A 26,455-nucleotide genomic window follows, 5' to 3' on the forward strand; every position below is an offset into this window, starting at 1 on the left:
GGCCGTACTGTTTACAATACTACCCTGCTTTCGCTTAACGGGGCGCCGTTTACCTAGGGACCGTTTTCGTGAATTGGCGTGTAGCTTTCCCAGGTCTTTTCACTTTTCTTTCTTCCACAATGGAGCACACCGACGACCCGGCCCGCGTGCAGGCCTTGCTGCGCCAGCATCAGGGGTGGTCGGCAATGCTTTGGAAATTCCGCCCCGCGCTGCGCCGGCTGGTGCTTCGCGTGTACCGCCTCGAAGAGGAACGCGAATTGTACGTGCTGTGTGTCGGCTGCCAAACCATCGCCGGCGCCTTTGATTGGAAAGGCGCCCAGCTGTGCCTTACCCACGAAGTGAACCCGCAAGGGGATGCCCGGTACTGGATTCGAGACGCCGGAGCTGGGTTTGCCTTGAGTTGCGATGGCGGCATCCTCGTGTCGGTAGGCATACCACCGGGCGAATGGCTGAGCAAGTTTGAGTTTACCAGTGATGCACCCCATTAATCCCTTCTTCCACTGAGGGGAGCACGTCTACCTTCGAACCGTTTACTTAGACGAGCTTTCTAAAAGCGGCCTAGGCAAACGGTCGCTTTCAAAACCTTCCCCTCCCGCTCGTATATGCCCACACCCACTCCTCACGAGGATACCCCGGAAGTTCTGGCCTTGGCGGAAACCTTTCGCCAAGCGGGAGCCGCAAATCCGGAAACATGGGCCCGTTCGCAGGTGCACGAGGGCATCAATCAGTGGGCCCGGTTCCATTTTCTGAAAACGCTCAGCACAGCCTGGCTGCCCGAGAACGCCCTTGATTGGGTAGAAGCCCAAAGGCAGGCGCCTTCCGGGGATGCCCAGCACGCGGGGGCTCAGTTGCCGAAAGCCGTGCGCGAAATGCGCGCCGTGGGCGTGCGTCCGGAACAGATTCTGGACCTGATTCGGGTCATCCAATTTGAGACGTTGTTCCACGTGTGCCACACCTTGGATGGCGCGACCGAGGCCACGCCCCCCGTTCAGGGCTGGGCATTGTTTGAAACCGATGCGCAAGGCATGCCGCTGCGCCCCATTGAGGCGTTGCATGAGAGCTTGCTGGAGTTCGACCCGTCGGGAAGAGAACTTCGGCCACGTTCCGGATAAGACCGTTTAGGTGAATGAGGTGGTCTAGCAATGCCGGACAGAAGAAGGACGTATATTTCTTCTGTCATGACCGCAAAAAAGAACGGGGCGTCGCCCGACCAACGGCGTAAATACGACGAGGCGTTTAAGGCCGAGGCCCTGCGCCTGGCCGGCGAAAGCCGCAGCACGCAGGCGGCCGCGCGGCAACTGGGCATCAGCCCCAAGCTGCTTTACCGCTGGCAGCAGGCGCAGCTCGTGGCCGAAGTGGGCAGTGAGGAAGTGGCCCGCGACCCGGAAGTGCGCGCGCTGCGCGCCCGCCTCAAACGGGCGGAGCAGGAGCTCGACATTTTAAAAAAAGCTTTGGTCATCTTCGGCCAGCCGACCCGGTGAGCACTTATCAGCACATTGCCCAGCGCGCCGCCCACGTGCCCGTGCGCCACCTCTGCCAGGTGCTGCGCGTGGCGCCGGCCGCGTATTACGCCTGGCAGCGCTACCGGCAGCGGCCGACGGCCGAGTTAGCCTGGCAAGTAGCCGTGCGCGAAGCGTTTGCGCACCACAGCCAGCGCTACGGCACCCGCCGGCTGCGGGTCGAAGTGCAGGCCCAGGGCCACGCCGTGGGCCGCTGGCGCATCCGCCGGGTGCTCAAAGCCCACGGCCTGCGCGCGCAACAGCCCCGCTCGTTTGTGCCGCGCACGACCGATTCCGACCCCGCCGTACGGGCTGTGCCCAACCGCTTGCTGGGCCAGCCGGCCCCCACCGCCCCAACCGGGTGTGGGTGGGCGACATCACGTACTTGCCCCGCCAGGGCGGCGGTTGGCTCTATCTGGCCGTGTGGCTGGACCGTTGTTCGCGCAAAGTCGTGGGCTGGGACGTGCGCGAGACCATGCCCGAAGACCTGGTCAGCGAGGCCCTGCGCCGCGCTCTGGCCGTGCGCCGTCCCCCGGCCGGGCTCGTCGTGCATTCCGACCAGGGCAGCCAGTACACGGCCACGCGATTTAAAGGCCTGGTGGCCAAACACGGCGCGCTGCAAAGCATGAGTCGGCGCGGCAACTGCTACGACAACGCCCACGCCGAATCGTTTTGGAGTCGCTTCAAGGCCGAGCTACTCGACGGCGGCTCCTTTCCTGGCCTGGCCGAAGCCAAGCTCGAAATCAGCCACCACATCGCCTACTACAACGCCGAACGACGCCATTCGGCCCTCGGCTACTGCTCACCCAACCACTTCGAAACCCACCTTCAAACAACGTCCCAACTCTGTCCGGCTTAGCTAGACCACCTCAACCACTAACCCGCCGGCCTGTAGGCCAGGATGGGTGAGTTAAAAACACGTTTTAGTCCCACCTTTCGCTGAGTGGACCGCTTTCTTGAATCTGCTGGTGCTTCCCCGAACCGCATCGGGCCATCACGTCTTGCCCAGGCGTTGGCCCTGTCGGCGGTAACTCCACGCGGCCCCGGCAACCGGGGCCACGACATCGAGCAGGAGCAAGGCCCACCCAGCGGACACAAAGCGAAGGCCGAAGGACAACGGAAGGGCCAGGCACCAGGCCGCCGCGCAGGCCCAGAACATCATCGGCCCCGCTCGAACAGCGGCGCTGGGACGCACGGATTGTAACCCCGCGTACGTCACGTACCCGACGAGCAGGGGCACGAGCACGAGCCCCGCGACGACGACGACCAGGGTCAACAGTACCCCACCGACTAGAAAAAACCCGGCGTCCCCGACTTCTGACCGCGGGGAAGGAAGTGCGTTCGAGGGGTCGGCCGCCTGGGCCGTCAAAGCGCCACATGCGGCCATGGCACTGCTGAGCAATAGAGAGAGGCCCACAGGACGGGTACGGGACATGGACGAAAGGTAATCGCGGCGCCCGCACCACGACGGTGTGGCCTCCCTTGGCCCGAGCTTAGCAAGCCCGAACGGTGTTACAAATGCTCCTTACAATAAACGGGCTTAAGTTTAGGACACGACCGTTTTCCTGAACCTCAGGCAGCATGCCTTGAAGTAAGCTTCTTGCCCCGAGGCAAACTAGCATCCTCAGCTTTCCCTTCCAGCCTTATGCGCGTTTTGTTACTCGATGAAATGGCCCCCGTTACGTTTGCCCTGTACGTGGTCGGCGTGGTGGTGGGCGTCCCCCTGTACGGCGCCCTGTTGGTCTTGCTCCTGGCAAGCCGTCCGACCCGTTTTCGGGCAGGCCTGTTTTTGGCAGGGGTCCTGCTGCTCCTCGGGGTGTACGGGCACGTAACCTTTGTCTTGCCCGAAATCTATTACGTCGATTTCTTGGCGTTGCCCTTCGTGCTGGGTATGAGCCGGTTGCTGGCCCAAGGGGAGCGGGCTGCCGAGGCCCCGCGGTGGGCCTTGCTCGGGGCCGGCGCGTTGGCGCTCGCTGGGCTCGGGCTGGGGCAGTGGGGCGGGTTTCACCCCTACCTCTTGCCGTTCTTCTTTCCGGCGGCCTTCGGGTGCCTCTTGGTTGGCCTCCGGGCGCTCACGCGGCACGTCCGCACCCAGGGGCCAACCGACCGTGGCCGGTGAGGGGACGTCTGCAACAGCCACGACCGTTTAATTGAACCATTCAGCCAAATGTCTGCTGCATGTCTTACCAATCCTTTGTAGTCCGGAAAGGCTTCTTTGGCAGCGGGTCGCGGGCGCTGAATTCCGCCTCGCTCAACGGGCCTTCGAAGCCGTCGTTTAGTTCTTGCGCCGCCGTGTTGGTTAGGTATTCTGTTTTGTGAATGATGAAGTAGAGCATGGGCCCGGGCACGGCCTTGGCCTGCGGGGACCAATCGTAGGGATGCGAGCTGCGCAAGCCCCGGGCGACGATGAGGTCGCCGGCCCACTTGGCCTCGTCGCACCCGCCCGGAATCACGGGCAGCCCCCCGCAGTAGACGTTCGTGTAATCCGTCCGGTCCGTGTAGCCAAACTCGAAGTGCTCGTCGATGCGCTGGTAGTTGGTCGCATCGCACGCACTCGTGGCCACGAGCAGCGCGCTGAGCAGAGGCCCCTTTAGGGTTCGCATAAGCCAGGCAGTACACATGGACCAAAAGTACAGTGTTCCCTCTATTGCTTTCCGACCCTTTTCGTGAACAGGTGCTGCCTGGTTGGTCCAGCATGGACTCCGGCGGGTTACGTTTGGACGCGTGGGGAATCAACCTTGCCCGCCTATTCGTCACCAATGCCCTTCATGAGTGTGTACAAGCGCCTGCTGACCGGCTTACTGGTCGCCTCCTCTGCGGGCCTACTAGCCTGTACGCCGGCCCGCCATTACCCAATGGATGCGATTGAATTGTACGTGACGAACTGCACCGCCGACACGCTTCTGGTGAGCGTGCGCTACCGCTCAGACTCAACCTCAGTGGCCCCGCCAGATGTGCTCCGGCTGCGCCAAGCGCAAACGGCCGATTCGCTGCTTCAGGACTCAACCGCTCAGCGGAACCCTGACCGATTATTCGCATACTTGGCCTGGCACCGCGGACGCTGGTATTGGGTGCTCAGCTATGCACCGCGCGACCCCACCTGGCGCGACGCGGCCGGAAACCTGCACGCCGCCACAGTGAATGACACGACTGGCGAGGTTACCTACAAGGTGCTGCCCGGCGACAAGCTTCAGTTGTCAACGTATTGGTCGTCCTCCCTACCCGATGACACGAACCCTCCCGAACTCGTGTCCATCGTAAGCCTCCGCCTACGCCAGGGCCAGGCCCGCCGCGCCCTGCCACTGGACCCGGAACACAACGAGTTGTTCCAAGCGCGATTCAGCTTTTGGCAAGGCTGGTTGGAATGGGGGCCTACGACGTACCGCTACGAACTGCACGTGGGCCCTGACCTCACGCTTAACGACGATTAACCGGCCTTACGCGGCTGCGATGCCAAAAAGGTCTGCGCTTACGAACAAATGAATAACGCTCCTTAATTTGAACGGCGTGCGTTTACCTTTCGACGCTTTCCCTAAATGCATCATGCCACGAAGACTCCCACCGATGGCCGAGCAAGATGACCTGTTATGGGTCCAGCAGCACTGGCAGCAAGCCGGGACCATTGCCCAGCAAACGGCTTCCGAAGCCGAATTAACTCGCTTTGCCACGGTGCACCAGGTCTAGTTGCCTGCTGAACTAGTCCGCTACTTTACCCTCATCAATGGTACCGGCGCGGAATATGATGAGTCTTTCTTCTGCTTTTACGGTCTGGCCGAACTGCAATCCGTGGCCGAGCGGTTTCACGACTACCACGGGAGCCCGAAGTACAGCGACTTGCTCCACAGCTGGCCGGACCACGCGCGGTTTTATGTGATAGCCGATTACCTGATTCATACTTTTGCCTATGCCATCTGGCTCGGCGAGGATGCTGCGGGTTCAAACCCCGTCTACGTGTTGTATGGGGGAGAATATCGGCTAATAGCGGAGAATTTTACGGCATTTCTTGCGCTCTACAAACGGGATTCGGCGATGTTGTATCTGGAAGATGAGGAGCCTCCCAAGTGAGAAAATATGCTGTTTTTTCGACCGTTTTCCTGAACAGACTTAGGGCCTTGTGGCGGGCCAAAGCCTCCCGGACTCGCCCCGGCGGCGGGCGTGGCTGCGTACCTTCACGGGGCGTTTCTCTTTTCGCCGCAGCATGCTTTTCCTGTTCGCCTTCTTGGGCACGGTGACCCTTTATTATTACCTGCCGGCCGCCCTTTCCCAGCGCCTGCCCGCTTCCCTGCGGCGGCCGTTGCGGGCGGCGCACCAGGCCAGCGCCGCGCTGGTGCTGGCGGCCGTGCTGGTGACCTGTGTCTGGTGGAACCTGCGCATTCGCTACCCCGCGCTGTTCGCGCTCGTCGTGGCGGGCAGCGGCCTCGCCGCCGCGCTCCGCGTGCGGCTGGCGCTGGTTGCCGGCCCGTGGGCGCGGCTCACCCGGTTCCAGGCCGGGCTCACGCCCTGGCTCCTGCCGGGGGTGTTCGTCTGGGGCGCGTACCGGGCGGCCGGCGTCGCGTATTGGGACGCCACCGTCAGCGTCGAGGTGGCCACGAGCACGGGGTGGTTCAGCGAGGCCACCACCACGTGGGTGACCCTGTCCCACGCCCGCGGCCTGCTGTTCGACGAGCGCCTCGGCGACGCGCACGCCACGCCGGCGTACCCGTCCCCTCCCGACCGGTACCCCGCGGATTTTTACCGCGCCGACTGGTGGGCCGGCGTCCGCGGCGTGAGCGTCAACGCCGATTCGCTGACGGGCGCGGCGTGGCACCCGTCGGGGTCCTATTCCTTCCGGGTCGTTCCGCCGGGCCCCGGGCCCGCCCCGCCGGTTGCCCCCGCCGCGTTGCCCCCGCCCGCCGCGGACGAGCACGTCTACACCCACGTGGAACACATGCCCCGGGTGCTCGAGCGCCCGGGAGACGTGGTCCCCGAACTCTCCCGCGCCCTGGCCGCCGTGCTCGTGTTGCCGCCCACCGCCCGGGAGGGGCGGGTCGCGGTGCGCCTGGTGGTCGACAAAGCCGGGGAAATCCGGCACGTGCGCATCGTCCACGGGCTGAACGCCCCCACCGATTCCGCCGTGCTGGCCGCGGCCGCGCACCTGCCGCGCCTCGTCCCGGGGTACCTGAACGGCCACCCCCGAAACGTGGCGCTGACCTTGCCCGACGTCGTGGTGGCCAAGCCCCGGGCCTGGCGGGGGCATGCGACGTGGTAAGGGCACCTCCTATTTCCCGTCATTGGCAAAAGGCCCTGAACCGACTGGTAGACGGGTTTAGCCGACCGCACCTCTATTTTGCGATTCCGACCATTTACCTGAACATCGGCTTGAAAGCGTTTCCTTGCAGCATGGACAGCATTCGAATCGAAAAATTGGGCGACATCAACCGAACGTACGCGCACTTAGAAGTTTTTCAAGCGGCGGCAACAAGTCCTTTTCTGAAAATTAGCATCACGGAGGAGAAGACGCTGTGCTTCACCTTGTTTTCGCTCGTCGAGGAAGTGACCCTTACCCAGGGCGAATGGGAGCGATCTTGGTCGTCTCGAAGGACTTTATGCCCCAAGTCATTGCCAACGAAGAGGCCTTTGAGCAATGGTCCCGGGAACAAGAGCCAGAAGATGACGGAAGCAATGGGCAATAAGCTCGTCTATTTTCGGACCTTTTGGCTGAACATGAATTATCTCCGAGTAGAAGGGGTAACACGAGCGTAAGAACAGTAACCCCCGCTAAAGACCCTCATCCAGCGCAAGGCACTAAAAATTAATTGCCTCATCGTGGCAAGGCAGACAGGAATGATTCACTGTTTCCGGGCATCCGAATGCCCACTTGTGCCACCTAAGGTTAAGGTGCTTTGGCAGTAAGTTGCACCAAATCACACGGACATTACCCTTCTTCTTCGTTAGCATCTTACTTCCGCTCTATGAATCCTTCTCTACCCGAAGAAAACAAGTCCCTCGCCGCTCGCCTCGAAGCCTCCCGCCAAGAATTATTGGACTTGGGATTGCGCAATCCGCTGCTCAACTTCCGGCCATCAAAAGTGCAAGGAGTGGTGGTCGTGCAGGAAGAAGCTGCCTCAGTGTACAATGTGCTGGTACGGCAGGGCAAGAAGATGTATTTTCAGGGCCTTCCAGATGTCAAATTTAAGGTTGTCAAGTCGGCTCATTCCATCCAGTTCATGGCCGGTTTTAGCGATTTGGAAGCCGCTGAGAAGGGCCTTACGACCGACGAGAAAGAAGCCCAAAGAGAAGCGTTTCGGCTTGCCAGAATAAAGCAGGCTGAAGATACCCCGCCGCTCCCGTCACTGCTCAGCCTCAGTGAGGCTGAACGCGAGGCCCAGCTTACGGATAACAAGCTGCAGACGGCTGAACCGCTTTCTAAGCTGGAGGGTCGTCTAATGAATACCTACTACATGGCCCGCACCAGCCTGGAAGAAACCGGGGCGAACATCCTCTATCTGGCCCTGGGAATGCTGACGTGGTATGAGGCTGACAGCAGCGAAGAAGCCCGACAAGCACCATTGGTATTGGTGCCGGTAATGTTGGAGCGGAGCACGGCGGCCGAACGGTTTAAGCTAAGCTACACCGGCGCCGACGTGGAGGGGAATTTGTCGTTGCAAGCGAAGTTGAAAGCAAGCTTTGGACTTGTCTTGCCGGAGCTGGACGAAGAAGCGGCACTAGCCGATTATTACGCAGCTGTTGCGGCAACCGTAGCCGGTTTGTCCCGCTGGCGGGTCGACATCGACCGCATCGCCTTGAGCTTCTTCTCCTTTGGCAAGTTCATGCTCTACCGGGATTTGGACCCGGCCATCTGGCCGTCCGACAAAAACCTGCTCGGCCACCCAGCCATCGGGGCCTTGCTGGGCGCCGATATGGGCTTTCGCGATGCCGCGCCGTCGGTGAGCGACACCGCCTTTCTGGACACGGAAAGTCCGGCGGCAGAGTTGCACCAAGTATTGGATGCCGACTCATCACAGCTGCTGGCGCTATTAGCCGTGCACGAGGGCCGCAACTTAGTGATTCAGGGCCCGCCCGGTACCGGCAAGTCGCAGACCATTGCCAACCTGCTGGCCGAAGCCATCGGGGCGGGCAAAAAGGTACTATTCGTGGCCGAAAAGATGGCGGCCCTAGAGGTGGTGAAACGTCGCCTGGACGCATTGGGTCTGGGGGCGGCCTGCCTGGAACTACACAGCCACAAGGCCAACAAAAAAGCGCTACACGACGAATTGCGTCACACGCTGGGCTTAGGGCGGCCAGCCACAGCCACGGTCGTCGCGGACCAGATGACCCAACTGCCCCGCTACCGCCAAGCTCTTAATGATTACGCGCTGGCGGTGAACGCCCCGCTCGGTCACAGCCGCCGCACGGCCCAGCAGGTTGCCGGCGAATTGCTCCGGCTAAACGAGGAACGCGGTCCCGTGGCGCTGCCTCGCATCGCCTTCGCCCGCCTGAGTAGCTGGACGGATGCCGACTCGGCCCACGCCGAAGCGTTGGCCACGCGTCTGCAAGCCACTTTGCAAAAAACCGGCGTGCCGAAAAACCTGCTCTTTTGGGGCAGCGAATTGACCGTGCTCCTGCCAGCGGCGCAGGACGCAATAGTTGTGCTCCTGCGCGAGGGCCCGACCGCTGTGCAGGAGCTGGAAACCGCTGCCGCCGCCTTAGCGAACCAGCTCGGACTCCCGGTCCCGGAAGAACGAACAGCCGCCGAAGCGTTGCTGCCAGCGGCCCGCCATGCGCAGGTAGCCCCCCCACTGGCTGGGGCTTCCGTAACCGACGCGGCTTGGGTACAACAGGCCAGCCGGATAACCGAGGTGTTGCAAGCCGGCGAAGCCTACGCGGCTCTGCACCAGCAATACGACGCCACGCTGCTGCCCGAAGCCTGGAGCCAGCAACTCCTCCCCGAGCGGGCCGCGTTGCTGGCGTACGGCAAGAAATGGTGGAAGTTTTTGAGTGGCGACTACCGGCGGGCCCGCAAGCGGCTGCAAGGCCTGTGGCAAGCAGCCTTGCCCGACGATGCCACGAGCTTGGTTGCCATGATTGATGCCATTCACGAGGCCAGTCGGCACGGCCAAACCATTGCCGACGCCACGGCACTCGCCGGGCCGTTGTTTGGGTCGTCTTGGCAGGGCCTGCGTTCCGACTGGCCCACCCTGCGGCGCGTCGCCGATTACCTGACATTAACCCACCAGCGCATTGGCCGCCGCGAGCTGCCGGAAGCGCTGTTAGGTTACCTGGCCCGAGCCGCCGATTCTGCAGCAGTGGCCAGCCCCTTGGCGGCGGTGGAAAATGCATTGGCCCAGCAACGCACCGCCTTGCAGGCCTTGGCCGACGCGTTGCGCTTAAACGAGGCCCGGCGCTTTGGCCCCACCGGACGACTGCAGTTCCAGCTATTCGACTTGCAGCAGGCCACGTTAACTGCGTGGGCCGACGACTTGCCCGCGTTGCGCCTGGTAACGGAATGGAACAACGTGGCCGCCAGTGTGCAAACGGAGCAACTGCCCGAATTGCTCCTGTTGGCCGAAAGCTGGCCCGAAGCCGGCCGTTTCCTGGCCGCCGCCGTGCGCCAGACCTGGTTGGAATACCTGCAACAACTGGCCTACGAACGGCACCCGGCGCTGCGCCAGTTTGAACGGGCCGGGCACGAGGAGTTGGCCGCCCGCTTCCGGCAGGCCGACCGGGACAGTCTCTACCACAACCGGGTGCGGGCCATGCAGAACCACCACGCGCAACTCCCCAATCCGCAGGCGGGCGGACAGATGCTGGTCATCAAGAACGAGTTTGCCAAGAAGAGCCGGCACCTTCCCTTGCGCAAGCTGATGCTGGAGGCCGGTCGGGCCGTGCAGGCCATCAAACCGGTCTTTATGATGTCGCCCCTGTCCGTGGCGAGCTTTCTGCCGCCGGGCGCGGTGGACTTTGATTTGGTCGTCTTCGACGAGGCCAGTCAGGTGAAGCCCGTGGATGCGCTGGGCGCGGTGGCCCGGGGCAAGCAGCTGGTGGTGGTCGGCGATTCCAAGCAATTGCCGCCCACCAGCTTCTTCGACTCGCTCACCGGTGCCGGCGAGGCCGCCGACGACGAAAACGTGACGGCCGACATCCAGAGCATTCTGGAGCTGTGCAAGGCCCGCCAGATGCCGGAGCGAATGCTGCGCTGGCACTACCGCAGCCTGCACCAATCCCTGATTGCGGCCTCCAACCACCTGTTTTACGAAGACAAGCTGGTGATTTTCCCCAGCCCGGGCGGGCAGGGCCAACTCGGGCTGGTGTACCACCACTTGCCCACCACTTCCTACGAGCGCGGCACCACCCGCACCAACCCCGAGGAGGCCGCTGCTGTGGCCGACGCGGTGCTGCACCACGCCCGTACCACGCCGAAGCTTACGCTGGGGGTCGTGGCCTTCAGCACGGCGCAGCGCCAAGCCATTCAGGACGCGCTGGAAATCCGCCGCAAGCAGCACCCGGAAACCGAAGCGTTTTTCAACCGCCACGCCCACGAGCCGTTCTTCGTCAAGAACCTGGAAAACGTGCAGGGCGACGAGCGGGACGTGATTCTCATCAGCATCGGCTACGGCCGCACCAAGGACGGCTACCTGACCATGAGCTTTGGGCCCCTCAACGGCGAAGGCGGCGAGCGGCGGCTGAACGTGCTCATCACTCGCGCCAAGCAGCGGTGCGAAGTGTTTACCAACCTGACCGCCGACGACCTCGACCTGGGCCGCACCCGGGCCAAGGGCGTGGCGGCGCTGAAAACGTTTCTCAACTTTGCCCAGCACGGCCGCCTGAACCAGAACGAAGAAACGGACCGGGAAATGGAGTCGCCGTTTGAGGAGGCCGTGTACCGGGCGCTCACGGCACGGGGCTATCACTTGCGCCCGCAGATTGGCAGCCAGGGCTTTTACCTCGATTTGGCGGTCGTCGACCCCGACCAGCCGGGCCGCTACGTGCTGGGCATCGAGTGCGACGGGGCCATGTACCATTCGGCCCGCTCGGCCCGCGACCGGGACCGGCTCCGCCAACAGGTGCTCGAAGCCGTGGGCTGGCGCCTGCACCGCATCTGGAGCACGGACTGGTTCCGCGACCCAGTCCGGGAAACCGACCGCGCCGTGGCCGCCATCGAAGAGGCCCGCCGGCTGGCGGCGCTGGACCAACCCGACGAACCGGAAGAAGAAATTCCCGCGCCGCCCGTGGGCAGCCTAGCGCGCGAAGAACCCGCCGCGCCGGGCAGTACCGCGGCAGCTCCCTACCAAGTTGCGCAGCTCCCGGCCGCCATCCGGCAGCAAGAAATTCACCAGCACCCCACGGGCCGCTTAGCCGCCTGGGTGGCCGAAGTGGTGGCCGTGGAAAGCCCGGTTCACGCCGATGAGGTCACCCGCCGCCTGGCGTCGGCCACGGGCGCGACGCAGGTCGGGTCCCGGATTCGGGCCAGTGTGGCCGAGGCCATCCGCTTAGCTGGCAAGATGGGCAGTGTCCGCCAGCAAGGCGATTTTTTGTGGACGCCGACAATGCCCGCGTCAGCGGTGCCCTTGCGCGACCGGAACGCCTTGCCCATTGTTTCCCGCAAACTCGGGTTTATTGCGCCGGAAGAGCGGGCCGCTGCCGTGTTAACCGTCGTCCGGGACAGCTTTGCGTTGGGACGTGAAGCTGTTGCGCTACCAGCCACGCGTCTGCTGGGCTTTGGTCGCCCCAGTGAGGAACACCGCGTGGCTTTTTCGACAACAATTGATGAACTACTATCCGAAAAAAAATTAACCGAAGCGAATGGGGTGCTAACCCTTTTGTAGTGTGGCACGTAGGCTGCTGTGATTAAAACATCCCTTCGCAATGCGCGAAGGGGCTTTTTAATGTTCTAGAGCAGGAAGCTAACTTTTGTCCGAAGCAAGGTACTTGTACATCGTTGCCACCGGCACGCCGGTAGCCCGCTGAATTTTCTTGAAGCTGAGGCCTTCCCCACGCAGCCGGCGCACCTCGGGCACTTTGGTAGCCGCAAGCCTAGGACGGCCCGGTTGCTTGGCACTACGCGCTTGACCCGCTTTAATGCGCTCGGAGAAACGCACCCTTTCTTGCGTAGCAATGGCCGCCAAAATGGCAATAATGGCCTCCCTAAAGAGTCCGGTGCTGTCGAGGTACTGCTCGGTGAACGACTTGAACGACACGCCAGCCACGTTCAGGCGCTGGAGATGGTTCAGCGTCTCTCCCACCCCAGTTCCAGCAGCTTTTCGTCCAGGCTCCAGAACAGCACTACGTCAAAGCGCCACTGGTGAGCATCGACGAAAAGCTGCTGGAACTGGGGAAGCGCGGCGGTGCCGCCGCTTTACTAGTCGCAGTATTCCCGCTAGGTGGAATAGCCTAGCCGATCGGCAAAGGCGCGGAGTTCCAGCAGTTGGGTGTCGTTAGTCTGGCCCTAGTCGCGGGTCGACACACGGGCGTAGATGGCAGCTGTAGTCATTTGTTGTCCTCGCTTTCAGCAGCATCCACCATCAGATGCAAAAGCCACCGCGTTTGCTCTTCATCGCTCAACGTTTCAACACCAGGGCTGGACTCTGCTTTATCCTGAATTGATTTCGGAATACGGAAATTACCACCGTTTTCAACGACTAGAATTAGACCTTCAACACCAGCATTGGTGCCATAGCGAACTCTAATATCAAAAGCGTCATTGGTGGAGGGGAAGAAGAAAGGCATAAGAGTGATGATTGGTTGATTCCCAAAACTACCCTAACCGATCATGCGCTAGTATCCCGTTTACAGTTCCGATTTCCGTTTACTGTTTGCTCGCATCTTCTTCCTCGCTTTCGCGACGGGCTGTAAAAGCCAATCGTTCCGCGGCGAATCCGGAAGCGGGTACAAGATTGGAATCGCGGTGGCCCCGGCCGTTGCCATTCTCGCGGCCATCGCGGCCTCCCTGCTGGGCTACTTCGTGTGGCGCCGAAGCAGCAAACGCTAGTCAAAATGGATTCACTGAACCTCCTTCCACCGAATGGAGCGCGTTTACCGTCGGACCGTTTCATTAAACTTATCTAGGTCGCTTCGCAAGGGTTAACAACCTGTTCTGCGGAACCATTTTTCTGTTAAGCTGCGCTTATCCTGTGGCCCAACTGCGTTCTAATCGCCCACGCGCCTTTCCTCATCGGAACTGGCGGCGGCGCGGCGCGACTGGGCTTTGCCGTTGCCGATTTTGCAGGTAAACACCAGCGACACGCGGCGGCTTTCCCACTGGTTGTTCCAGGTCTGGTTTACGTTGTTGTAGCGCAGGGTGCTCATGAGCGCCGCGGTGGTTGCGGCGATGGCCTTCGTTGAGGTGCCCTGGTATCAAGACGAATAAAGTCCCGCAGGCTCAGGGTCGGGGCCGCGCTGCATAAATCGTGCAAAGTCAATGTGGGCAGCTCGGCTAACCGCTCGTTTTGCAACTTGGACGCTTTTGCTCGGTGGAAACGGGGCGCAACGCGTTAGGATGGGCCGTAAACACAGACGAGAGTCCTCCTTTCCCTTAAAATATCCTAGGTTTGCCCGATGAACTTCCCGCGTCTGCGCCGCTCCTCGTTTGCCCCGTGGGCGATCGGGTTCTCTTTTCTGGCTGCCCTGGCCGTTGCCCCATTCCTGGAGAGCCCCGCGCCCGCCGTGCGGCTGGGCGGGCAACTGGCCACGGTGGGGTTATACGGCCTGTTCTCGTTGAAGATCAACATCCGGCGGCTTCACGACCTGAACCGAACGGGCCGGTGGGCCGCGCTGCAGTTTGTGCCCGTGCTCGGGCTGGCGTTCTTTTTCTACCTGCTGCTCGCCAAAGGGACCGCCGGCGCCAATGCCTATGGCCCGGACCCGCGTCCGGCCGCTTAACCGCCGGCTCTTCTCCGAGCAGGGGGCTTGTCGCCGGAGGCAGCCCGCGGCCAGGCAACGGCTTGTGCCGACAAGCTCCGGCGGGGCACCGAGCTTGGCCGCAGGGGATGGCGCGGCCGACTACCGGAAGGGCCTTCTGCTTCGAGGAAACGGCGCGCATTTACAACATTACCCATTTCGTATGCATGATGGCCAGCTGCCGTAGCCCAGCGTGCACGGGTTTAGTCCACCTTGGGGTACCAATCCCCGACGAACAGCCAGGCCGCGAAAACCACTGCCCAAAGACCCAAAGCCGGCGGGCGGAAGGTTTTCCCGGAGTGGCATACACGACCGGCAACGCGAGCAACAGGACCGACGTTCGCAGGAGGACCTCGAGCAGACGCAGGCGAGGAACGTCGACCTGGAACCCCAGCAGTACCCCGTTGTCCGGGTCCGTGGCCTGGCCGGGCGGGTAGTGCCAGAGCACCAAGCCGACCAGCACGGTAGTGCATACTACTAGGGAAATTAGTATTTTTGCGGACATCGCTTCTTAACATCCCGAAAGGTAACCGAACAAAAGCTCCATTAACTGAACGTTAGGCGTGCGACCACCTGAGTAGATGGGTGCCACCCCATTCCATCCCTCCCGCACGCGAAGGGCCGGCATGTACGTGGTAAATTGGCGGGATGAACGCCTTCGCCGCCCGCTCGCTGCTTTCTCTAACTAGCCTTGCCGTTGCCGCCCCGATGGGGCCGGAGCAGCCGCGGCCTTTCCCAGGGGCCGGGGCGGTCCTGCTGCATACCCGGGAGGCCCCGGCCGCGGCCCTTGCCCGGTTGGCGGCTGTTGCCCGAAAACAGGGGTACGCCGTGGACACGCTGTCCGACGTCCGATTTGCCACGGCCCCGCGCACCTACGAGTTTCCCAAGGGCGGAGCGGTGACCCGGGCCGTGTACCGCTTTGCCGCGGACGCGGCCCCCGAGGGGCCCGGGGCGGTGCTGACCCTGGCCGGCACCTATCGCGTGCTACGGGAGACGCCGAGTGGGGAGGAACCGATGGCGTACGGCGGCGCCCGGACGTCGCAAGGCGCGGCGTGCTTTGGACAAGCCCAGCGCTTGGTCTTTGGGTACCGCTGGGGCAAGGTGGGCTACCAAGCGCAGCCGTAGCGGAAACGGCCTGGCCATTCTGCCTAGTACGCCTTTGCGATTTCGACCGTTTGCGCGAACTTTTGCGTTGTGTAGTCCATCCTCTTGGCCCGCGCTTAGACTTCCCCTCCCGATGAACCGGAACTACGCTTTTTGCGCTTCGCTGGTGGTTGCCCTGATGGGGAGCAGCGCCCTGGCCCAGACGCCACCAAAAGAACCCACGAGCAAGCCGGTCGTGGTGCGGCCTCCGGCAACCGAAAAGCTGACGCCTCCCGTTAAACCACAGCCGTGCCGGATAGGTGAAATAACGTTTCGAAAGGAGCAGCAGCGGCGCTTTGCGCTAGGGCTAGGCGATACGCCTGATAAACCGCCCGGCCCGAACCAGGTGCTGACTTATGCGGAACGAATGCCTGCCCTGGACGGTGAATTTTCCATAAACGCCATTCTTGCCATCATCAACCGTTATTTGGTGCTGCCACCGAATGCATTAGAGGGCCGCGTGTACATGCGGCTCGTCGTGGATAAAGCAGGCCGTGTCCGGCATCCGAAGATTTTAAAGGGGGTACGGGCCGACGTGGACTCGGCCGTCGTAGCCGCCACGCGACGACTCCCGCGTTTTACCCCCGGCCAGCATGGTGGCCAGGCGGTGAACGTGAGCTTCGTGGTGCCTGTCTCGATTAAAAACGAGCAGCCATAAGCTCTCCAGCGCCTCGATTCGACCTCGTGTAAGGCACATTTGCTATTATCCTCCTATGTTTGAACGGAGCTGGTTTACGGCATCACCCTTTTCCTGAACAAGCTAATCTGTTACCTCTCCTAGTTTAACCTCCGTGAGCCGGCCTAAACGGGCCGAAGAATACCGCCTTTTTCGCGCTCGGTAAGTTTTAAAGGGTCTCTTGTTATAACACGGGTTATAACACTGGGTCCCAGTGCTGGTAGAAGAGCAAGCAAACAACTTTTCATCCTGCCCAATGCTCAAATTGAAATACCCAGGAAGAAGTTGGAGGTCTTTTATATGAATGTCTCTAGTGACCGTAACGACCGTTGTATCAGTGCCAGTGGCAAAGACAAGCGGGTTGGAAGCCGAGATGCTTCCTAGTGAAACACAGAACGTGTTAGTGGAGCGACTATACGTTAAAGGAGCGTCGCCATAATTGTTAGCGTATAGGGTGATTCCGGCTTTTACGTATCCGTCGCGGTTGATTTCGTTTCCTCGCGAGTCAACCAACTTGAACGATACGGAATAGCCGTAACTCCCTTGACCAATAGCATCTACGCTTGGCGTAAACAGCACAAGTACAGCGGCTATAATCGTTATAAGAGGGGCTCTGATTTTCATGGGGGGGTCTTAGAAAGCCAAAATTAGGCTTGCGTGGCAACAGTAAGACTTAAGTTAGCGATATCTGAAACTAGACCTTCCTTTCAATGAACGGAGCGCGTTCACGGCACGACCGTTAAAGTAGACAGAGTACTTTGCATACAACACTCGCTCCGTACCTCTTCACCCTACCCATGCGCCCTCTTTTAACCGCCCTGCTGCTCCTTACGGCTTGTGCGGCAGTGCGGGCGCAGGAATTCGATTCCGCTGCAGACAAGGCCGCATTGCTACGCGAAGTGGAGATCCTAAAACAAGGCGTAGCCCAACGGAAGCCGGGCGAAGCGGATACCGCCTTCTTGCAGCGCTTGTTTCCGGCTTCGTTTGAGCACGAGAAAGCCATTCGCTACGCCTGGCGGCCGAGTGCGCACGGCCCCCAATTGTTTTTCTCCCGTGCGCAGCGCGACGAATTACACACCGAGGGGGAAGGGACCGAGCTTTTCGTGCTCGACCCCTTTCAGCCCGGCCGGTACGCCGTGCAGGTGCTGTTTCTGGAACCCATTGGGGACATTACCAACCTGGCGGCGTTCTTTTTTGCCGACGTAAACCAGGACGGACAAAAAGAATTGCTGGCGTTGGTGTACGCCGAGGTGCAGCGGGTGGTCCTACTAAACGTCGGGCCCGGCAAGAAGGAGCGGGCCGTGGGCCGCTTCTCCCACTGGCAAACGCAGGTATTCCGCTACCGCGGGCGGAACGCGGCGGGCCTGCCCCGCTATGAGCCGGATCAAACTTCCCGGCCATACCTCAACGGGTTACGCTCAGCGGCGGCGGTACGGCAGGCCCTGGCGCAGCATCAGCAGCAGCCCAAGCGGCCCCCAGGCAAAGCAGTCAAATAGGAGTAATGGCTCCGTTTACAGCACTACCGTTTCTCTAAACCGGCTTCGTACTAGCTTCCGCCTTGCTGTTTATTTTCTGGAAATGTTATTGGAAGAGTACGGATTAGATTCACCAAAACAATCCCGAGGGGCAGGCAATAAAACGAGGATGCTAACCAGCCGTACTCCCTATAGCCATAGTCCGCTTCTAGCCAGTCGCCGCTGCCCAACCAAATCGTCAGCAAGCCTAGTCCCAAAGCCACTAGCTTGGCCGTCCCCCCTGATGTTGGTCGCGATAGATAAAAAACAGGAATGAGTAGTACCAGCACCAACGCGACTATAAAGAGCAAGCCAGCGAGTCTAAGCACAAAGGTTTCATCAAGCAGCAGGGTTGATAGCGGTGGTGTACTGGTTGGTGCGGAGTCCACAAGTGTTGCCGGTAAACTAATCAAACTCCAATACTAAGGCTCCTATTTCTAACCGAGCGCGTTTACGGCAATACCGTTTGGCTAAACTTTTGCGTTGTATAAGTTCAACAACTTGGCCAGCGCTTTGCCATCCCTCTGTATGAACCGGAAATATGCATGTTACGCTGGACTGTTGGTGGCGCTGCTAGGAAGCAACGCCTTGGCCCAAACCCGCCCTAAAAAACGCGCCAGCAAGACGGTGGCAGTACCAGAGTCAGTACCGGAAAGGCGGCAGACTTACACAGCGCAGGAATACGGGATTGACCCGTCGACTCCCATACTTCCCATCGAAGAACCGATTGACCAAAATCGCGTCTATACCTACGTAGAACAAATGCCGACGCTGAACGGCCAAAACGCGTTCACGGCCAGCATTGCGGCCATCCATCGGTCCTTGGTCGTGCCACCAGCCGCCCCAGACGGCCGCGTGTACGTGTCGTTTGAGGTGGATAAAGAAGGGCGTGTCTGCCACCCGCGAATTGAGAAGGGGCTGCGGGCCGACGTGGATTCGGCCATAATCGCCGCAACGCGGCAGCTCCCGCCCTTCGTACCCGGCCAGCAAGCGGGGCGGGCCGTGGCCGTGAGCATAGTTGTACCCGTGACCATTTCAGTGAAGAAGTAGCCGTAACCTGCTCTTCTGAGCCTAGTTCGGATGGTTTTTATTAATTCGCTCGTTTTATTGAACGGAGTGCGTTCGAGGCACCACCGTTCAAAGGAACGGGCAACGGACCGTGGTGTAGGCCCGAGTAGACAATGGGATTTCCGGGTTTGCGGGCGGGCAGAAGGGGCAGAAGCCAGCGGCGCATTCCGGGAAGCGAGGTCTTAGAGTCTTTGAACTAACTTTGCAACTCAAAGTTCTTTATATTACCTTTGGTCGGCCCCACCGTTTCCGGCCTGCCCATGCCCCGTCCCCCGTTCCGCACCGTTCTCTACGCGTGGGTGCTGCCCCCGGTCGTCCTGCTCAGTGCCCGCTACTACTGGCAGGTCTTCGGGTTCTTCGACCACCGCGTCAGCCCCTTTCCCAGTCCCCTGTTCCAGCTCTGTTTCGCCGCGTGGACCCTCGCCGTGGGCGTGGGGTGCTGGCGGGGGGCGCGCTGGGCCCGCGGGCAGCGGGGGTTCGCTGCGCGGTGGCTGGTCTCGTTGGCGTACCTCGCCGCGGCGCTGGTCCACGGCGGGTGGCTGGTGTTGCTTGGCGCGTTCAGTGACGGCGGGTCGCTTAAAACCTGATGCCCGTCGGGCCCTCCCGCCGGGGCGCGGGTGCCGGCGCCGCGCGCATCTCCCTGAACCGTCACCCTTCCACCCCAACCGTGCTCCCGATGACCACCCCTGCCTTTAAGCTCACTTTTTACACCTGGGTGCTGCCCCCGGTCCTGGCGGTGAGTTTTCGGTATTTCTGGTCGATTTTTGACTTCGTGAATGTGCACCTCGGCCGGTTTCCAAGCCCTACCTTTTGGTTGTGCTTTGGGTTGTGGAACGCCGCCGGACTGTTCGGCTGCGTCAAGGGAGCCGCCGCCGCCCGAAGAAACAGAAATTGGCCGCTGCGCTTGGTGTATGTCCTATTGTTCGTGGTGTGCATCGGATTCCTCATCACCCTCTGGGGCGTGATGGGCGCGGGCGCGCCGAAGACCTAGCGGCCGGCACGCATTCATGCCCCAACTTCTGACTCAACCCGCAGCCCCCTTTACATACCGCCCCCATGCCTCCCTTCCCTCGCCTCGTGACCTTTTACCGGTACGTGTTGCCAGTCGCGCTGGTACTGCAGTTTGTGGGCTACCCCAGCTTCGTCGATTGGGTGGCTGCAGCCAGCGGCCAAAACAACCAAGGGAGAGGGGTAAGCATTTTAATTGCTTGGTGCATCCTGCTCGGGGTACTCTGTTTTAGGACCGCGCGGTGGGCGCAAAAAAATCATCCCGGTTTGGCCGAGCGGTACTGGATTCTGCTGGGCCTGATGGTTGTGGCCACGGCAATCAACATTTTCGGACTACTTCTTTGGAATTCCGAGTCTATTAAAGTTTAATCATTACGCGCCTTTTACTTTTCGGACCCTTTTCTTGAACTGGTATCTCCATTAAATGGATGCGACTTAGCGACAACAAAGCAAACGTAACCAGTAGCTTATATGATCATTATACTTATCATCATTTTTTTGCTGGGTGCGTTCACTCTCGTCATTTGCCTGGTATACAAATGGGTCCAGCCACTACGCTACCGTGCGGCAATAAGAACGTGGCTGGTTGTTTTTTACGGAGAGATATTTTTCCTGCTTCTCGTGCCACCACATACAGCACACCTGCCGGGCCTACCCTCGCTCTATAAAGACGGCGGCGTTGTGTATCTTATGATATTCACTACTGACGGAAATAACCTTATTCCAGGCCTTTTGCGCGGAAAGAGACTTGAGGAATTACTGCTGCTGCTACTGCCCCTGGCACCTGCCTTGGTCGTTTTTGGCCTCGACTACCGCCGCAACCGCCGCGCCGGTAAACGCCCGGGGCTGCAAGCGCCCTAGCAGTTCTCTCAGGAGGGCCAATGTTATTGATGCCACCCTCGCGTAGCTGAAGAATATTTCTAAACGCTCCTTTGACTGAACGAAGCGCGGTCAAGGCACCGCCATCCAGGTGAACCCTTCAGGGCAGCGCGTCACCTTTATTGAACGGTAGATTTCGTATCCTATTTGCCAAACACGCGCTGCCAGAACCCCTTGCGGGCGGGCTCGGCCATGCGGGCGGCGATGCCTTCGACTAGCTGGGGCAACTGCTCTACCTGCACCTGCAGTCGCGGGGGCTGGCCGGGGCGGTGGTCGGCTCCCTGGGCGGCTAGCTGTATTTTGGGCATGGGTGGCCAACGAACTTTGGCGGAACGGAACTTCCGGGCTTAATTTTCCTCGAACAACCTATTCGTGGCTCGATGTACCGGTCTTTCCTGTTCTTTGTTTTCCTGATCCGCTTCGCGTTGACTGGCTCCGCCCAAACAGCACCGGCGGCGTCCGCCCCGCGTTTCTACCTGGGAATAGGCGCTTCGGCCCTGAGTTATTCGCCGGCGAGTTCCTACAACGGCTTCCGCCGTCCGGGGCCCGCGCTCGTCGCCGGCACCCAGCTGACGCCCCGGTGGGCGCTCCAAGCAGGAGCCGCGCTTAATTGGCGTCGGGAGGGCGCTTCGCACTCCTACCGGCCCTCGCCCAGCCAAGACCCGACCGTGTACGAGTACCGCGTCCGCAGCACGACGCTCACGGTGCCCCTGCTGGCGCGGCATACCTTTACGGACCCGGCCGGCACGAACCCAATTGGGCCGTTCCGGGCCGACCTGCTCGGGGGCGTTACCCTCCTGCACACCGCCACGCATTTCACTTCTTCCTCGACGGCGGCGGGCCAAGCCCCTTTCTTGGCGGACGAACGGTACACCGTTACCCGGGGCAGTGTTTCGCTGGGCCTGGGCGCCCGGTACGCGCTGTTGCCCCGGTTGGAGGTAACGGCGGATGGTTTGGCCAACGTCGCTGTTACCAATTCCTTCTACGGGACCAGTGACCGGTTCTTCTTAAACCTGGGCGGGGGGGTCCGGTACTATCTCGGTCAGGGAGGGACTGGTAAAATATAAATTTGGGGGTAGTGGCGGGCGGCTTTGCTTCCCGTTGGTTCCTGAAAAGTCGCTTAACATAAAAACGGCGCTCGGACAAACCTTAAAAAAGTGGTGATTCTCGTTCACTCGGCTGCTGCGCTGGCTTTGGTATTTTGCGTAGCTTCGCGCCAGCTGCTTCTGTAACCAATTCGTCGTGCTCGCGAATGATGATTTCTGCGCCGGACACCCCCCATGGGGCCGCTTATGTACACTTTTGGCAGCTTTTTGCCGGACGCCCGCTGAATCTTGCGCGCCTACGGGAAGCGTTTGCCTCGATGGGAGAGCTGGCGGTTCAAGAAGAGCCCAACACGCCTTGGCCGACCACCATAATCGCGGGCAATGGCGAGCGGATTCCGTTCACTGTCGAGTCCCTACTCGCTTATTTCGCTCGGGACAGTGGGTCTGCCCGTAGATCGGCTGTGTCCGATAGTACGATTCAGGAATTATTGCCACGCTGGACCAACGCCACCATCAAAGAAATAGCAGGCTGGCAAGGCGCTGGGTTTCAGTTACGCCTGGCTAAAAGAATCCGCTTAGCGTCTAAAAGCACCCACACTCAGGACGGCAGTTTAGGGGTGTCCTGTACGTGGCAACTGCTACAGGAACAACAGCTGGTGTGCTCGTCAAGCGATACGGATTTGCACATCGCCGAATCACTGCCCGCCCTACAAGGCAAAAAGCTCCTTGACAGTCAATTATCCTCCGGGGGGAAGCTGTCCCTAAACTTGCAGGCGGGTTTTTATTTAGCGATACAGCCTGATAACCTAGGACTCTATTCCGACTATTTCCTTGACTTCGGTTGGGATGACCAAAGCCCGCGGTCCTACAATTTCTTTAGAGGCGCTTTCGTCGCGTCTAAACAGGACGATGGGGAGCAAGATACCCTAGATAATTCTTAAAAGCACAGTCTTTTACCTACTGCAAATCACCATTTTCTTGAACGCTTAGTATAAATCAATGTCGCGTTCGAGTGAGTACGAGCGCGACTGCTGTTGAGCCGCTTCTTCGTCTTGCCTCGCGCGCCAGCGGCGCGGGTGCAGGCGGCGGCGGTGGACGTGCCCGGCGGCATCCACCCAGCGCGCGGTGCCGGGCACGAGCGCGAAGTCAAACACCCGGGTCCCGTCCGTGGGGGCGTGCCGGTAGGCCTCGTTCCGCTCGGCCACCAGGAAGCGCGTGCCCGCGGCCAAGCGCACGGTTACGGCCACGGAGTCCCCGGGGATCGGCGCCACGTGCGCGCGCACCGTGTCCCGCCAGCCCGCCCACAGCGTGTCCCGGCCGCGCGGCACCAGGCGGGGGCGGAAGGTGGCTTCGGGCTCGACCACGTCCGCCTCGTACCCTTGCGCCGGCCACGGACCGCAGGGCCGGGGCGCGCACGCCAGGTGCCAGGAGAGCCGCACCTCGGCCCCCGTGCGGTTGCGCACGTACACCCGGCGGCTGTTTTCCCATTCGGGCGCACAGGCGGACAGGGCGCTGGCCAGCCCGAGGAGCCCGGTCAGCGCTCGCGCCCGTCCGTACCACGCGCAACCCGTCGGGCGCATGGCGCCCCGGCGGTTGTTTCGATTCCATCGCATCGGCGGTTGATGCCGAAACGGGGAAAAGGTCACCCCGGCCACCCCGCCGCGAACTGCACGTGACCGAACCCGAGGGAGACAGGCCGCGCAGTGGCTCCCCAAGGGCAACCATGGCAAAGCGCGATGATCCTCATTCTGCTGTTCGAACCCTTTCGCTGAAGAGGCAACGGGCCATCTAGCGGGTCTTCTTACGTAACGGGACTACCGGTTTGAGGGCAGGAAGAAGAAGCGAAAGCGGAGAAGTGCCTGCGTGTAAGCGATTAAGTACACTTTGTAATGCAAAGTTCTTTCTTATACCTTTGCACGAGTAACCCCTCCCGCCTGCCCATGCCCCGTCCCCCGTTCCGTGCCGTTTTCTACGCGGGGGTATTGCCCCCGGTCCTCTTGCTTAATGCCCGCTACTTCATGCAGATTTTCGGGCTCTTCGACCACCGCGTCAGCCCCTTTCCCCGTCCCCTCTTCCAGCTGTGTTTCGCCGCGTGGACCCTCGCCGTGGGCGTGGGGTGCTGGCGGGGGGTGCGGTGGGCCCGACGCCAGCGACGTTTCGGCGTGCGGTGGCTGGTCGCGCTGGCGTACCTCGCCGCGGCCCTGGGCCACGGCGGCTGGCTGCTGCTGCTCGGCGCGCTCAGCGACGGCGGCGGGTCGCCCAAGACCTGATGCCCGTCGGCGCCCTCCCGCCGAAGGCTTTAGGGGCCGCCGGCTGAATCCTCCTGAACCGTCACCCGCTCCAACCCCATCGTGCTCTTCATGACCACCGCGCCCGTCAAACATCCTTTTCACACCCGGGTCCTGCCCCCGGTCGTGCTGCTGAGCCAGGCGTGCCTGATTCACTGCGTTGTCTTTGGCAATCAATACCTTACTTTCGGCACCCGGCCGTTCGGGCTGGTCTTTCTCTCCGTGAATGTGGCGGGGCTGGTGCTCGGTTGCCGGGGCTATCGGCACGCCCGGCCCCATCCTTTTTTGTCCGGGGTCTATCAACTGTTCATCGGCATCGCCGTGATCCTGCTGGCGCTGGGGGCCGTGGCGTATGTCGCCTTCAGCGGCCTGTCGGGCCTGCGGGTCAATTAGCCTTCCGCAGCGAACCAGGGGTCGGCCGGTTCGCTTCGTGACCGGACCCGTGCCCCTTTCCGGCACCGCCGTTTCATTCACTTACCCGGCTCCCTCCCAGTGGGCTGCCGGTTGGCCGTTCCCCCTTCCCTCACCTCATGGCTGTATGCGTGTATTGCCCCGTCTTTTGGCCCTGACCAGTGGCCTGGAGCTGCTGGCCCCGTCGGAGGCGGCCGCCGTTCCCCATTTTGACCTCACGCCCTCGCTCACCGAAGGCGTAGCGGTGCTGCTGGCCCTGGCCCTGTTCTTCGTCGGCATCCCCGCGGGGCTGTGCGGGGTGGCCTGGCGGATGGCCTTGGCGCCGCAACGAGCCAGCCGCCCGGCCTGTTTGTGGACCCTGTACGCGACGTGCTGGCTGTGGCTCGGCACGTTGACGGGTGCCGGAACGGTCCTGGCACCGGTGCCCGTGGCGTTGAGCGCCAAAGTGGTCGTCGCGGCGCTGCTCGCGGTGGGCACCGCCGGCACCTACGCCTTTTTTGCTTTTCGGGCGGAGCGAGCCCCGCGGGGACGGGTTGCTTCGCTGCTTGAATCACCGGTTGGTTGACTACTCGTTTGTTCTCATCAGGGGGCTTGGTGAAGCATCTTCTCTGACGTCCCTCCCATCACCCCCCCCCCCGTCACAACATGCTACCGCTACTGCTCGGCTTACTGGCCCCCCCGGCCCTCTATTTTTTCCTGCTGGCCGTTCTTCCCCCGCGCCTGCCCGTTGACGCGGTGCGGCGGCCGTTGCGGTGGGCACACTGGGGAAGTGGCGCGTTGATCCTCGCAGCTGTGGGGGTGTGCGGCACCCGGTGGGAGCTCAGCATCCGCTACCCCGCCGGGTTTGCGCTCCTCGTGGTGGGCAGCGGGCTCGTCGCCGGGCTCCGCGCGCGGCTGGCGCTGGTGGCGGGCGGGGGGCGGCTGCTGGCCCGGGCCCAGGCGTGGGGCACCCCCGTGCTCCTGCCGGGGCTCTGGTGCTGGTATGCGTGGCGCACGGCCGACGTCGTGTACTGGGACGCCCACGTCAGCCTCGAGCTCACGGAAAGCACGGGGTGGCGCAGCGGCGTGACGTCCCAGTCGGTGACGCTGTACCGGGCCCGCGGCGTGCTGTTTGAGCAGTTGCTCGGCGACGTGCACGTCACGCAGGCCGCGCCGGTGTACCCCGACCACCCCGACCAGGTGCTGTACCACAAAGACTGGTGGCCCGTTGTCCGCGCCGTGACCGTCGACGAAAAGTCCCGCACCGGGGTGCTGCGGCTTTCGGCCGGGTCCATCCCCTTCCGGGTCACCGAGTGAGTCGAGATACCGGCCGCGCCTTCGGCCCGCCGCTCCGGTGGCACCGGCATCCCCCTGAACCGTCACCCCGCCAACCCAACCGTAATCCTGATGCCCTCACGCGCTTGAAGAATCTTTTGTACACGCGGATAGTGCCCTGGGCCGTTGTTTTGATGCAAGGCGGCCTCATTAGACTAGCTTTCTCTCTTGATTATGTTGGGTATCATAACGACCCGAAGTTCGGGCTTTGCTTTTTGGCGGCGACGATGGCGACCATCGTCTTCTGTGTTCGGGGCTACCCGCGTGTTCGGCACCACCCCTATGTACGCGCCGTTTACCAACTAGCACTGGCAGTGGCTTTACTCCTGTTCCTCATTGGAGCGATACTGGTGGCTGCGGCCAACAGCTCGCCTGGAATGTGGCGCAATTAGCGCTGGTCACCGGACAAGGGCGCGCGCTTGGTCGCTCTTATTGCGAGTCGGGCCGTGGCGGCTGCAAAAGTCCTAGACCGAAGGTTCCCCACCTCTTGCAGCAATCGCCACCTGCCGGGATAAGACCCGGGAGCTTCTTCTTGTAGCCTACACCCCTCCGGGCGCTTGCCCTTGCCTGGATTAAGGAGGTTCTGCATCAGCCACGACCGTTTTTTGAACCGGCCCTGATGTTATAGTCCGCATTTATCCTAGCCCCCGGCCGCACGCCCGACGGCATCGTTACTCCTTGGTCCATTGGCATGTTCAGCCTCGTTCCCCCCGACACAAGAAGCCGGGCCAGC

The 26,455-nt window shown here is 61.5% G+C and carries 31 protein-coding genes and 1 pseudogene; 26 read left to right on the plus strand and 6 right to left on the minus strand.

Features of this window, described 5'->3' with window-relative positions:
• Positions 1 to 119 precede the first annotated feature (119 nt).
• The 6 genes and pseudogenes from BMZ66_RS23525 to BMZ66_RS23555 all read left to right on the plus strand — a co-directional run bounded on the left by BMZ66_RS23525 (position 120) and on the right by BMZ66_RS23555 (position 3,618).
• Entirely contained in the window at positions 120 to 488 is a 369-nt protein-coding gene (locus BMZ66_RS23525; protein WP_092678834.1) for a hypothetical protein, read from the plus strand.
• A 114-nt stretch (positions 489 to 602) separates the two neighbouring features.
• Complete coding sequence (locus tag BMZ66_RS23530) at positions 603 to 1,112, plus strand: hypothetical protein (protein WP_092678835.1); 510 nt, start codon at positions 603 to 605, stop codon at positions 1,110 to 1,112.
• A 66-nt stretch (positions 1,113 to 1,178) separates the two neighbouring features.
• A complete protein-coding gene (locus tag BMZ66_RS23535) occupies positions 1,179 to 1,481 on the plus strand; it encodes a transposase (protein WP_177204886.1) in 303 nt (100 codons plus the stop codon).
• A gap of 143 nt (positions 1,482 to 1,624) precedes the next feature.
• A pseudogene (locus tag BMZ66_RS26515) lies at positions 1,625 to 1,711 on the plus strand (hypothetical protein); the annotation flags it as partial.
• A gap of 2 nt (positions 1,712 to 1,713) precedes the next feature.
• Complete coding sequence (locus tag BMZ66_RS26210; protein ID WP_092678837.1) at positions 1,714 to 2,358, plus strand: IS3 family transposase; 645 nt, start codon at positions 1,714 to 1,716, stop codon at positions 2,356 to 2,358.
• Positions 2,359 to 3,144: 786 nt separating this feature from the next.
• On the plus strand, positions 3,145 to 3,618 hold the full coding sequence (locus BMZ66_RS23555) for a hypothetical protein (protein ID WP_092678839.1): 474 nt from the start codon (positions 3,145 to 3,147) through the stop codon (positions 3,616 to 3,618).
• Between the two features lie 64 nt (positions 3,619 to 3,682).
• Here BMZ66_RS23555 and BMZ66_RS23560 read toward each other — a convergent pair whose 3' ends face one another.
• Positions 3,683 to 4,102, minus strand: coding sequence for a hypothetical protein (locus BMZ66_RS23560; RefSeq protein WP_092678840.1), 420 nt, complete (start codon positions 4,100 to 4,102; stop codon positions 3,683 to 3,685).
• A 156-nt stretch (positions 4,103 to 4,258) separates the two neighbouring features.
• On the opposite strand from BMZ66_RS23560, the gene BMZ66_RS23565 reads away from it, so the two are divergent.
• The 5 genes from BMZ66_RS23565 (at position 4,259) to proA (ending at position 12,304) form a co-directional block, all read left to right on the plus strand.
• Positions 4,259 to 4,930, plus strand: a complete 672-nt coding sequence (locus tag BMZ66_RS23565; protein ID WP_092678841.1) for a hypothetical protein — start codon at positions 4,259 to 4,261, stop codon at positions 4,928 to 4,930.
• Positions 4,931 to 5,042: 112 nt separating this feature from the next.
• Positions 5,043 to 5,183, plus strand: a complete 141-nt coding sequence (locus tag BMZ66_RS25700; protein WP_177204888.1) for a hypothetical protein — start codon at positions 5,043 to 5,045, stop codon at positions 5,181 to 5,183.
• Entirely contained in the window at positions 5,184 to 5,564 is a 381-nt protein-coding gene (locus BMZ66_RS23570) for an SMI1/KNR4 family protein (RefSeq protein ID WP_092678842.1), read from the plus strand. It begins immediately after the preceding gene.
• Positions 5,565 to 5,697: 133 nt separating this feature from the next.
• Positions 5,698 to 6,747: an energy transducer TonB gene (locus BMZ66_RS23575; protein ID WP_143080400.1), complete on the plus strand. Its 1,050-nt coding sequence runs from the start codon at positions 5,698 to 5,700 to the stop codon at positions 6,745 to 6,747.
• 703 nt (positions 6,748 to 7,450) lie between these two features.
• Complete coding sequence (gene proA / locus BMZ66_RS23585) at positions 7,451 to 12,304, plus strand: anti-phage protein ProA (protein WP_092678845.1); 4,854 nt, start codon at positions 7,451 to 7,453, stop codon at positions 12,302 to 12,304.
• Between the two features lie 78 nt (positions 12,305 to 12,382).
• On the opposite strand, the gene BMZ66_RS23590 is transcribed toward proA, so the two are convergent.
• The 3 genes from BMZ66_RS23590 to BMZ66_RS25710 form a co-directional block, all read right to left on the minus strand.
• Entirely contained in the window at positions 12,383 to 12,721 is a 339-nt protein-coding gene (locus tag BMZ66_RS23590) for a helix-turn-helix domain-containing protein (RefSeq protein WP_177204889.1), read from the minus strand.
• A 244-nt stretch (positions 12,722 to 12,965) separates the two neighbouring features.
• A complete protein-coding gene (locus tag BMZ66_RS23595) occupies positions 12,966 to 13,205 on the minus strand; it encodes a hypothetical protein (protein ID WP_092678847.1) in 240 nt (79 codons plus the stop codon).
• Positions 13,206 to 13,625: 420 nt separating this feature from the next.
• Positions 13,626 to 13,784 carry a hypothetical protein gene (locus BMZ66_RS25710; protein WP_177204890.1) on the minus strand — a complete coding sequence of 53 codons (159 nt, stop codon included), beginning with the start codon at positions 13,782 to 13,784 and terminating at the stop codon, positions 13,626 to 13,628.
• 249 nt (positions 13,785 to 14,033) lie between these two features.
• Between BMZ66_RS25710 and BMZ66_RS23600 the strand changes: the two genes are divergently transcribed.
• The 9 genes from BMZ66_RS23600 (at position 14,034) to BMZ66_RS26325 (ending at position 20,645) form a co-directional block, all read left to right on the plus strand.
• Positions 14,034 to 14,357 (plus strand): DUF805 domain-containing protein, encoded by a 324-nt coding sequence (locus tag BMZ66_RS23600; protein WP_092678848.1) that lies wholly within the window; start codon positions 14,034 to 14,036, stop codon positions 14,355 to 14,357.
• A gap of 846 nt (positions 14,358 to 15,203) precedes the next feature.
• The gene (locus tag BMZ66_RS23610) at positions 15,204 to 15,500 is read left to right on the plus strand and encodes a hypothetical protein (protein WP_143080401.1); all 297 of its coding nucleotides are present in this window, start codon (positions 15,204 to 15,206) and stop codon (positions 15,498 to 15,500) included.
• Positions 15,501 to 15,612: 112 nt separating this feature from the next.
• Positions 15,613 to 16,176: an energy transducer TonB gene (locus BMZ66_RS23615; protein WP_092678851.1), complete on the plus strand. Its 564-nt coding sequence runs from the start codon at positions 15,613 to 15,615 to the stop codon at positions 16,174 to 16,176.
• 815 nt (positions 16,177 to 16,991) lie between these two features.
• A complete protein-coding gene (locus BMZ66_RS23620; protein WP_143080402.1) occupies positions 16,992 to 17,690 on the plus strand; it encodes a hypothetical protein in 699 nt (232 codons plus the stop codon).
• Between the two features lie 546 nt (positions 17,691 to 18,236).
• A complete protein-coding gene (locus BMZ66_RS23625) occupies positions 18,237 to 18,758 on the plus strand; it encodes an energy transducer TonB (protein ID WP_143080403.1) in 522 nt (173 codons plus the stop codon).
• Between the two features lie 278 nt (positions 18,759 to 19,036).
• Complete coding sequence (locus tag BMZ66_RS23630; protein ID WP_092678854.1) at positions 19,037 to 19,363, plus strand: hypothetical protein; 327 nt, start codon at positions 19,037 to 19,039, stop codon at positions 19,361 to 19,363.
• Positions 19,364 to 19,452: 89 nt separating this feature from the next.
• Positions 19,453 to 19,767 carry a hypothetical protein gene (locus BMZ66_RS23635; protein ID WP_092678855.1) on the plus strand — a complete coding sequence of 105 codons (315 nt, stop codon included), beginning with the start codon at positions 19,453 to 19,455 and terminating at the stop codon, positions 19,765 to 19,767.
• 65 nt (positions 19,768 to 19,832) lie between these two features.
• The gene (locus BMZ66_RS23640) at positions 19,833 to 20,153 is read left to right on the plus strand and encodes a hypothetical protein (RefSeq protein ID WP_092678856.1); all 321 of its coding nucleotides are present in this window, start codon (positions 19,833 to 19,835) and stop codon (positions 20,151 to 20,153) included.
• Between the two features lie 363 nt (positions 20,154 to 20,516).
• Positions 20,517 to 20,645 (plus strand): hypothetical protein, encoded by a 129-nt coding sequence (locus BMZ66_RS26325; protein ID WP_262507621.1) that lies wholly within the window; start codon positions 20,517 to 20,519, stop codon positions 20,643 to 20,645.
• Positions 20,646 to 20,806: 161 nt separating this feature from the next.
• Here BMZ66_RS26325 and BMZ66_RS25720 read toward each other — a convergent pair whose 3' ends face one another.
• Positions 20,807 to 20,971 (minus strand): hypothetical protein, encoded by a 165-nt coding sequence (locus BMZ66_RS25720; protein ID WP_177204892.1) that lies wholly within the window; start codon positions 20,969 to 20,971, stop codon positions 20,807 to 20,809.
• A 72-nt stretch (positions 20,972 to 21,043) separates the two neighbouring features.
• Here BMZ66_RS25720 and BMZ66_RS23650 point away from each other — a divergent pair, with 72 nt between their 5' ends.
• Together BMZ66_RS23650 and BMZ66_RS23655 are read left to right on the plus strand one after the other, a co-directional pair.
• Positions 21,044 to 21,730, plus strand: a complete 687-nt coding sequence (locus BMZ66_RS23650) for an outer membrane beta-barrel protein (protein WP_092678858.1) — start codon at positions 21,044 to 21,046, stop codon at positions 21,728 to 21,730.
• A gap of 185 nt (positions 21,731 to 21,915) precedes the next feature.
• Positions 21,916 to 22,650 carry a hypothetical protein gene (locus BMZ66_RS23655; protein ID WP_092678859.1) on the plus strand — a complete coding sequence of 245 codons (735 nt, stop codon included), beginning with the start codon at positions 21,916 to 21,918 and terminating at the stop codon, positions 22,648 to 22,650.
• A 45-nt stretch (positions 22,651 to 22,695) separates the two neighbouring features.
• On the opposite strand, the gene BMZ66_RS23660 is transcribed toward BMZ66_RS23655, so the two are convergent.
• Positions 22,696 to 23,289, minus strand: a complete 594-nt coding sequence (locus tag BMZ66_RS23660) for a hypothetical protein (protein ID WP_143080404.1) — start codon at positions 23,287 to 23,289, stop codon at positions 22,696 to 22,698.
• A gap of 309 nt (positions 23,290 to 23,598) precedes the next feature.
• On the opposite strand from BMZ66_RS23660, the gene BMZ66_RS23665 reads away from it, so the two are divergent.
• The 4 genes from BMZ66_RS23665 to BMZ66_RS25725 all read left to right on the plus strand — a co-directional run bounded on the left by BMZ66_RS23665 (position 23,599) and on the right by BMZ66_RS25725 (position 25,704).
• The gene (locus BMZ66_RS23665) at positions 23,599 to 23,979 is read left to right on the plus strand and encodes a hypothetical protein (protein WP_143080405.1); all 381 of its coding nucleotides are present in this window, start codon (positions 23,599 to 23,601) and stop codon (positions 23,977 to 23,979) included.
• Positions 23,980 to 24,069: 90 nt separating this feature from the next.
• Complete coding sequence (locus BMZ66_RS23670) at positions 24,070 to 24,390, plus strand: hypothetical protein (protein WP_143080406.1); 321 nt, start codon at positions 24,070 to 24,072, stop codon at positions 24,388 to 24,390.
• 145 nt (positions 24,391 to 24,535) lie between these two features.
• On the plus strand, positions 24,536 to 24,973 hold the full coding sequence (locus tag BMZ66_RS23675; protein WP_143080407.1) for a hypothetical protein: 438 nt from the start codon (positions 24,536 to 24,538) through the stop codon (positions 24,971 to 24,973).
• Positions 24,974 to 25,311: 338 nt separating this feature from the next.
• Positions 25,312 to 25,704 (plus strand): hypothetical protein, encoded by a 393-nt coding sequence (locus BMZ66_RS25725; protein WP_177204893.1) that lies wholly within the window; start codon positions 25,312 to 25,314, stop codon positions 25,702 to 25,704.
• Positions 25,705 to 26,455 lie beyond the last annotated feature (751 nt).

Source organism: Hymenobacter arizonensis (assembly GCF_900115775.1).
GTDB lineage: Bacteria > Bacteroidota > Bacteroidia > Cytophagales > Hymenobacteraceae > Hymenobacter > Hymenobacter arizonensis.

Coding starts and splice junctions, on each gene's coding strand:
- BMZ66_RS23525 (WP_092678834.1), top strand. CDS start 120: ATGGAGCACACCGACGACCCGGCCCGCGTGCAGGCCTTGCTGCGCCAG.
- BMZ66_RS23530 (WP_092678835.1), top strand. CDS start 603: ATGCCCACACCCACTCCTCACGAGGATACCCCGGAAGTTCTGGCCTTG.
- BMZ66_RS23535 (WP_177204886.1), top strand. CDS start 1,179: ATGACCGCAAAAAAGAACGGGGCGTCGCCCGACCAACGGCGTAAATAC.
- BMZ66_RS23555 (WP_092678839.1), top strand. CDS start 3,145: ATGCGCGTTTTGTTACTCGATGAAATGGCCCCCGTTACGTTTGCCCTG.
- BMZ66_RS23560 (WP_092678840.1), bottom strand. CDS start 4,102: ATGCGAACCCTAAAGGGGCCTCTGCTCAGCGCGCTGCTCGTGGCCACG.
- BMZ66_RS23565 (WP_092678841.1), top strand. CDS start 4,259: ATGCCCTTCATGAGTGTGTACAAGCGCCTGCTGACCGGCTTACTGGTC.
- BMZ66_RS25700 (WP_177204888.1), top strand. CDS start 5,043: ATGCCACGAAGACTCCCACCGATGGCCGAGCAAGATGACCTGTTATGG.
- BMZ66_RS23575 (WP_143080400.1), top strand. CDS start 5,698: ATGCTTTTCCTGTTCGCCTTCTTGGGCACGGTGACCCTTTATTATTAC.
- proA (WP_092678845.1), top strand. CDS start 7,451: ATGAATCCTTCTCTACCCGAAGAAAACAAGTCCCTCGCCGCTCGCCTC.
- BMZ66_RS23595 (WP_092678847.1), bottom strand. CDS start 13,205: ATGCCTTTCTTCTTCCCCTCCACCAATGACGCTTTTGATATTAGAGTT.
- BMZ66_RS25710 (WP_177204890.1), bottom strand. CDS start 13,784: ATGAGCACCCTGCGCTACAACAACGTAAACCAGACCTGGAACAACCAG.
- BMZ66_RS23600 (WP_092678848.1), top strand. CDS start 14,034: ATGAACTTCCCGCGTCTGCGCCGCTCCTCGTTTGCCCCGTGGGCGATC.
- BMZ66_RS23615 (WP_092678851.1), top strand. CDS start 15,613: ATGAACCGGAACTACGCTTTTTGCGCTTCGCTGGTGGTTGCCCTGATG.
- BMZ66_RS23620 (WP_143080402.1), top strand. CDS start 16,992: ATGCGCCCTCTTTTAACCGCCCTGCTGCTCCTTACGGCTTGTGCGGCA.
- BMZ66_RS23625 (WP_143080403.1), top strand. CDS start 18,237: ATGAACCGGAAATATGCATGTTACGCTGGACTGTTGGTGGCGCTGCTA.
- BMZ66_RS23630 (WP_092678854.1), top strand. CDS start 19,037: ATGCCCCGTCCCCCGTTCCGCACCGTTCTCTACGCGTGGGTGCTGCCC.
- BMZ66_RS23635 (WP_092678855.1), top strand. CDS start 19,453: ATGACCACCCCTGCCTTTAAGCTCACTTTTTACACCTGGGTGCTGCCC.
- BMZ66_RS23640 (WP_092678856.1), top strand. CDS start 19,833: ATGCCTCCCTTCCCTCGCCTCGTGACCTTTTACCGGTACGTGTTGCCA.
- BMZ66_RS25720 (WP_177204892.1), bottom strand. CDS start 20,971: ATGCCCAAAATACAGCTAGCCGCCCAGGGAGCCGACCACCGCCCCGGC.
- BMZ66_RS23650 (WP_092678858.1), top strand. CDS start 21,044: ATGTACCGGTCTTTCCTGTTCTTTGTTTTCCTGATCCGCTTCGCGTTG.
- BMZ66_RS23655 (WP_092678859.1), top strand. CDS start 21,916: ATGATGATTTCTGCGCCGGACACCCCCCATGGGGCCGCTTATGTACAC.
- BMZ66_RS23660 (WP_143080404.1), bottom strand. CDS start 23,289: ATGCGCCCGACGGGTTGCGCGTGGTACGGACGGGCGCGAGCGCTGACC.
- BMZ66_RS23665 (WP_143080405.1), top strand. CDS start 23,599: ATGCAAAGTTCTTTCTTATACCTTTGCACGAGTAACCCCTCCCGCCTG.
- BMZ66_RS23670 (WP_143080406.1), top strand. CDS start 24,070: ATGACCACCGCGCCCGTCAAACATCCTTTTCACACCCGGGTCCTGCCC.
- BMZ66_RS23675 (WP_143080407.1), top strand. CDS start 24,536: ATGCGTGTATTGCCCCGTCTTTTGGCCCTGACCAGTGGCCTGGAGCTG.